This is a genomic window from Streptomyces sp. NPDC032161 (assembly GCF_040636995.1).
In the GTDB taxonomy this organism is placed as follows: Bacteria; Actinomycetota; Actinomycetes; order Streptomycetales; family Streptomycetaceae; genus Streptomyces.
The window spans coordinates 1-6016 of the sequence record NZ_JBEZVN010000083.1; the positions used below are offsets into that span (position 1 = coordinate 1).

Genomic DNA, 6016 nt, shown 5'->3' on the forward strand with positions numbered 1-6016 from the left:
CGGACGACGGTGCCGGGGCTCCGGCGGGGGACGATGCGGGGACGGACATGACGAAGGTGCTCCTCGCGGTGTCGGGGTCGATGCGTGCTCGTGCCCCTCCCGGCGACGCCCGCCGGTCACGGCACTCGCGGGTGTCAGACGGTGTTCCGGTACGGCGGCATGAAGCGCATCCGCGGCATCTGGTCGGCGAGCACTCCCCCGTCGACGACGATCCGCGCCCCGGTGAGGTACGCCCCCGCGTCCGAGGCGAGCAGCAGCAGCGCGCCCACGCACTCGTCGGGCCGCGCGTAGCGGCCGAGCGGGATGCGTTCGCGGTACGCGGCCTCGAACGCCTCCCGGTCGAAGGGGAATTCACCGTCGATGGGGGTCTCGACCATGCCGGGGGCGAGGGTGTTGGCGGTGATGCCGTGCGGCGCGAGCTCCACCGCCAGGGTCTCGGTGAGCAGTTGGGCGGCGGCCTTGGAGGCGTTGTAGTGGGCCAGGCCCGCCTCCGCCACCAGGGCGTTCTTCGAGGTGATGGTGATGATACGGCCCGCGACGCGGTCCGCCGTCATGTGTTCGGCGACGCGCTGGCTGAGGAAGAAGACCGCGTCGACGTTGACCCGCATGATGTGCGACCAGCTCGCGGGCGTGATCTCGTTGAAGCGCTCCAGGGCGGCCGTGCCCGCGTTGTTGACGAGGATGTGCAGCGGTCCGGCCTCGGCGCGCACGGCGTCGACGAACCCGGGCAGCGCGTCGATGTCCGCGAGGTCCTGTCCGTACACCCGGGCACGGCGGCCGAGCGCCTCGACCTGTGCCGCCGTCGCGTCGATCCCCTCCGCGCCGGGCAGGTCGACCAGGACCAGGTCGGCGCCCGCCTCGGCGAGCCCGACGGCGAAGGCCCGGCCCAGACCCCGGGCGGCCCCGGTGACGACCGCGGTGCGCCCGGTCAGGTCGAAGCGGTCGGTGGGACGGGACGGGACGGCTGCGGTCATGGCGGAGGTCCTCCAGGCGGGGACGGCGAAGAGCGGGGGCGTGCGGGGAGGGGGCCGCCGCGCGGGACACAGGGGTGGGTGCGCGGCGGCCCGGCTGCCGGTGCGGCGGATGCGGGCGGGGGGCGCCCGTCCGCCGCACCGACAGGTTCACGGGAACGGCCGGACCGGAGGCTTCCGGGTGGCCTCGGCTCCGAGGCCACCCGGCCGCCTCTCAGCCGTTCAGGCCCAACAGGTCCAGCGACGGCCGGTGGATGATCTCCTCCACCGCGTCCACGTCGAGCGGCGGCAGTCCCGGGATGCCGGGGACGCGGGCGATCTCCCGCAGCCCCTTCACCGAGTCGTCGACCGTCGTGAACGGGTAGTCGCTGCCGAACATCAGCTTGTGGAGGACCCCGTAGTCCTGGGCCAGCCGGAGGCTGTGCCAGAGCTGGAAGGGCCGGTAGTGCAGGGCGCTGATGTCCGCGTACACGTGCGGGTGCTTGCGGATGACCGCGATGCACTCGCCCTCGAAGGGATGGCCGAGGTGCGCGAGGACCATCCGCAGTCCGGGGTGGCGGATCGCGACGGCGTCCAGGTGGCGGGGCATCGCCCACTCCAGGGGCGCCGTCGACACGAAGGTCGTGCCGGTGTGCACCAGGAGCGGGAGCCCGTGCCGTTCGGCGTAGCCGTACAGCTCGTCGTACTCCTCGGCTGCGGGGTCGAAGCCCGCGTACATCGGCATCAGTTTGATGCCGCGCAGGCCCAGTTCCTGGTGTCCGTACCGGAGTTCGTCCTGCCAGCCGGGCTGGGTGGGGTCGAGGGAGAGATACCCGATGAGCCGGTCCGGGTGCTCTCCCGCGTACGCGGCCACGGCCGCGTCGTCGACCCACAGTCCACTGCGCCGCGCCTTGCCCCCGACGACGATCGTGCGGGTGCCCTCAGGGGCGGTGGCGGCGTACTCCTCCCACGTCACCGTCAGGTCGACCTCGCCCGCGTGGGCGCGGGCGGAGTCGGACCTGAACGGGTCGGTGAAGTCGTGGCTGTGCCGGAAGAGGTGCGAGTGGACGTCGACGATCATGTCCGGTTCCGCTTCTCCCAGCCGTCCGCGAACATGTTCCAGAACCGGTGGCTGGGCGGGTGCTCCTCGAAGACCTCGTCGACGAGTTCGACACCGAGCCCCGGCGCGGTCGGCAGGCCGATGTGGCCGTCGCTGATCGGAAGGGTGCCCTTGAGCGCGTCGAAGACGTAGTCCTCCAGGAGCCCGTCGAACGTCTCGAGGATCTTGAAGTTGGGGATGCCGAGCGTCGCGTGCACCGAGACCGTGGTGCAGAGCGGCGAGTTGGAGTTGTGCGGGGCCACCAGCATGCCGTGGGTGTCGGCGATCGCGGCCAGCTTCCTGACCTCGGTGAGGCCGCCGGCCATGGAGAGGTCCGGCTGGATGATGTCGACGGCGTTGGTGGCGAACAGCTGCTTGTACTCGTAGCGGTTGTGGAAGTGCTCGCCGCCGGAGATCGGGAACGCGGCGCGCTGCCGCAGCTCCGCGTAGCGCTCGATGTGGGTCCAGGGCATCGGCTCCTCGAACCAGCCGATGTCGAACGGTTCCAGCTCGCGCACCAGACGGGCGGCGGTCGGCATGGCGAACCGGGCGTGGCCCTCGATGAACAGGTCGACGTCCGGTCCGATGGCCTCGCGGACCGCGGCCACCAGGTCGACGGAGCGGCGCAGTTCGGCGCGCTCCAGCTCGTGCAGTCCGGGGCCGAACGGGTCGAACTTGAGGGCGGTGAAGCCCTTGGCCACGGTCTCCTTCGCCTTGGCGGCGAAGGTCTCGGGTTCGCGTTCGCCGGTGTACCAGCCGTTGGCGTACACGCGGACGCGGTCGCGGCAGGCGCCGCCGGTGAGGCGGTAGGCGGGCACCCCGAGCGCCTTGCCCATCAGGTCGTACATGGCCTGGTCGAGGCCCGACAGGGCGATGCCGCCCATGTCGCCGCCGCGCAGGAAGTCGCCCTGGTAGACGCGGAGCCACAGCTCCTCGACGTCGAAGGGGTCGGCGCCGATGAGATGCCGCTGGGCGATCGACTCGGTGAGGGCGCAGACCTCCCGGACCCGGTAGGGGTGGGTGATCTCGCCGATGCCGGACAGGCCCTCGTCGGTGTGCACCCGGACGTAGCCGAAGTCGCGCCAGGCGGTGCCGAGCATCAGGGTCTCGACGCGGCTGATGCGTCCGGCGGGGCCGGCCGGGCGGCTGCTGTTGACGGTGAGCATCAGCGGGTCGCCCCGCCCATGGTGGAGGTGTTCTCCAGGTCGCGGGCGCCGCCTTCGGCGAGGACGGCCCTGACCGCCGCCTCGGTGCCCTCGACGAGGCGGTCCACGTCGGCGTCGGTGTGGGCGTAGCTGATGTGGCTGCGCTTGAGGTTGAGCGGCAGCTCGAACAGGCCGTGCTCCAGGAGCCTGCGGCGGTAGCCGACGAACAGGGAGGCGTCGTTGTTCAGCAGGTCCGCGTAGGTGCGGGGGGTCTCGCCGGGCATGAAGTAGCTGACGAAGACGGAGCCGTAGCCGGTGACGACGGCGGGGACGCCGAGGCGCTCGTACAGCCCGGTCAGTTCGGTGCGGACGCGCTCGCCGAGCCGGAAGACGTGCTCGTGCACGGGCTCCTCGCGGAGCTTGCGCAGGGTGGCGAGGGCGGCGGCGACGACGGACGGGTGTCCGTTGTACGTGCCGGCGAAGAAGGCGGGGGCGCCGGGGGTGGTGGAGAAGAGGTCCATCAGGTCGGCGCGGCCGCCGATCGCGCCGACGGGGGCGCCGTTGGCGATGGCCTTGCCGAGGGTGGTGAGGTCGGGCGTGACGCCGGAGATCTTCTGCCAGCCGCCGATGTCGTGGCGGAATCCGGTGATGACCTCGTCGAAGATCAGGACGCTGCCGGCCTTGCGGGTCTCCTCGCGCAGCGTGGTGAGGAACTCCTGGTACGGCAGGAGCGCGCCGACGTTGTGCGGGACGGGTTCGACGATGACGGCGGCGATGTCGGAGCCGTGCTCGGCGAAGGTGCGGCGGACGGCCTCGCTGTCGTTGAACGGCAGGACGAGGGTGGCTTCGAGGACCTCGGGCAGGATGCCGGTGGAGATCGGGTCGTGGCCGCCGACCTTGTCCGGGGCGGAGATGACGTTGAGGCTGACGGAGTCGTGCCAGCCGTGGTAGCAGCCCTGGAACTTGACGACGAGGCGGCGGCCGGTGGCGGCGCGGGAGACGCGCAGCGCGTGGAACGTGGCCTCGCTGCCGGTGCTGGTGAGCAGCACCTTCTCGATCGACGGGATCAGCTCGGCGAGCTGTTCGGCGAGGAGGACCTCGCCCTCGGTGACGCCGACGCCCATGTGGCCGAGGGTGGTGCCGGCCTCGGCGGTGGCGCGGGCCACGTCGGGGTCGTTGTGACCGAGCAGCGGCGGGCCGAACGCCGAGTGGAAGTCGGTGTACTCGCGTCCGTCGGCGGTACGGAACCGCGCGCCGTCGGTGCCGGTGACGACGAGGTCGGTCAGTCCGGGAACACTTCGCTGACCGCTGTTCACGCCACCGGGTACGACCCGGCGGGCGCGCTCGGCGAGTCGGGCTCCGGATTCGTTGCCGGCCGGGCCTGAACTCATATCGCTTGCTCCTTGCGTCGATAGTCGTCGGTTGTCGCGGGCCCTGCCCGGCCCGTGAGTCCCTGGCGCCATCCGCCCGGCAGTCGCCGCAGGAAGAGAGTGATCCGTGTGTTGCGTGGGTGGTGCGTCTCGCTTTTCCGAACACTGTTCTGTAGAGCAGAACAGTTCCTGGATAGTACGTGGGCCACTAGGGGCGGTCAACCCCCTTCCGGACACCGAATCGTCGATTCTCGGCCTTTCTGCAGGAGGGAGCCCCCAAGAACCTCACACTCAGACACTAAACTGTTCTGCTATGACGAACAGCTCTGCCACAGAAGAACCGAAGTACTGGGTCAAGAGCGTGGCCAGGGCAGCGGACATCCTCGAAGCGCTCGCCGCCCCCACGCAGGGGAACGGCCTGAGTGTCACGGAGGTCGCACACGCCTGCTCCATCTCCAAGAGCGCCGCCTTCGGCATGCTCCAGACCCTCCGCGCCTACGGCCTCGTCTCCGACGACGGCGAGGGCATGAACCGCCGCTACCGGCTCGGCATGAGCCTGGCCCGGCTCGGCGACCGGGCCCGTGCGCAGGTCTCGCTGCGCGGGGTGGCCCGCCCCGTTCTGAGCGAACTCACCCGCACCACCGGCATGGCGTCCCGGCTCGCGATCCCCGAGGACGGTCACGCGGTCGTCGTGGACCAGGTCGAGCTCGACCAGCGGGTCCGCCTCGATCTGCGGATGGGCCACCGCGAGCTGCCGCACTGCACCGGCCTGGGCAAGGCGCTGCTGTCCGCCATGCCGCAGAGCGAGGCCGCCGCCGTCGTCGACCGGTTCGGACTGCCCGGGCGCACCTCCCGCACGATCACCGACCGGGACACGTTCCTGGCGCACCTGCGCGACATCGCCCGGGTCGGCTACGCCCTGGACGACGAGGAGGACGCCGAGGGCATCATCTGCATCGGCGCCCCCGTCCTCGATGACCGCTCGGTGTGCGCGGGAGCCATCTCCATCACGGGTCTCAAGCTCGGCCTGCCGGCCTGGCGCTACCAGGAGCTGGGCGGCCAGGTACGGGACGCGGCACGGCGGATCAGCCTCTCGCTGGGCTGGGTCGACGACGCGGAGGGCATCGCGTAGACCTCCCGGCACCGACGCCCGTCCGGCATCCACCGCCGCCTGTCACGGCACCGGACGACGTACTCCGACAAATTCGGGTCTTGACCAATCGCCACAACCCGCCGTAGGTTCCCTGCCAACCGCGAGGACATCCTCCCGTCACTCGCGCTTCACCCCCTTCCGGTTCGCTTCCGACGCCTGCCCATCGCGTCCGGAACACCAGACGACCGGACCTTTTCAGCCATCCGCCTCTCGGCAGTCCACCGCAGGAACGCTCCCTCATCCCCGGCGCTTCTCGGAAGGCGAAGTCCGCATGAGCGTTCCGCACCACCCCACCGCCC

At 71.0% G+C, this 6016-nt stretch carries 5 protein-coding genes; 1 reads left to right on the forward strand and 4 read right to left on the reverse strand.

The features are described from left to right. Window positions 1–134: 134 nt before the first annotated feature. From AB0E67_RS35915 to AB0E67_RS35930, 4 genes are all read right to left on the reverse strand, one after another. Window positions 135–974 (reverse strand): SDR family oxidoreductase, encoded by an 840-nt coding sequence (locus AB0E67_RS35915; RefSeq protein WP_360119938.1) that lies wholly within the window; start codon window positions 972–974, stop codon window positions 135–137. 211 nt (window positions 975–1185) lie between these two features. Beyond that, window positions 1186–2031, reverse strand: a complete 846-nt coding sequence (locus tag AB0E67_RS35920) for an amidohydrolase family protein (protein WP_351525849.1) — start codon at window positions 2029–2031, stop codon at window positions 1186–1188. Continuing rightward, window positions 2028–3215 carry a mandelate racemase/muconate lactonizing enzyme family protein gene (locus AB0E67_RS35925; protein ID WP_362034996.1) on the reverse strand — a complete coding sequence of 396 codons (1188 nt, stop codon included), beginning with the start codon at window positions 3213–3215 and terminating at the stop codon, window positions 2028–2030. Before AB0E67_RS35925 ends, AB0E67_RS35920 begins: the two co-directional genes overlap by 4 nt. Then, window positions 3215–4585: an aspartate aminotransferase family protein gene (locus AB0E67_RS35930; protein ID WP_362034998.1), complete on the reverse strand. Its 1371-nt coding sequence runs from the start codon at window positions 4583–4585 to the stop codon at window positions 3215–3217. Before AB0E67_RS35930 ends, AB0E67_RS35925 begins: the two co-directional genes overlap by 1 nt. Before the next feature lie 292 nt (window positions 4586–4877). Here AB0E67_RS35930 and AB0E67_RS35935 point away from each other — a divergent pair, with 292 nt between their 5' ends. Continuing rightward, complete coding sequence (locus tag AB0E67_RS35935; protein WP_362035000.1) at window positions 4878–5696, forward strand: IclR family transcriptional regulator; 819 nt, start codon at window positions 4878–4880, stop codon at window positions 5694–5696. Window positions 5697–6016: the final 320 nt, after the last annotated feature.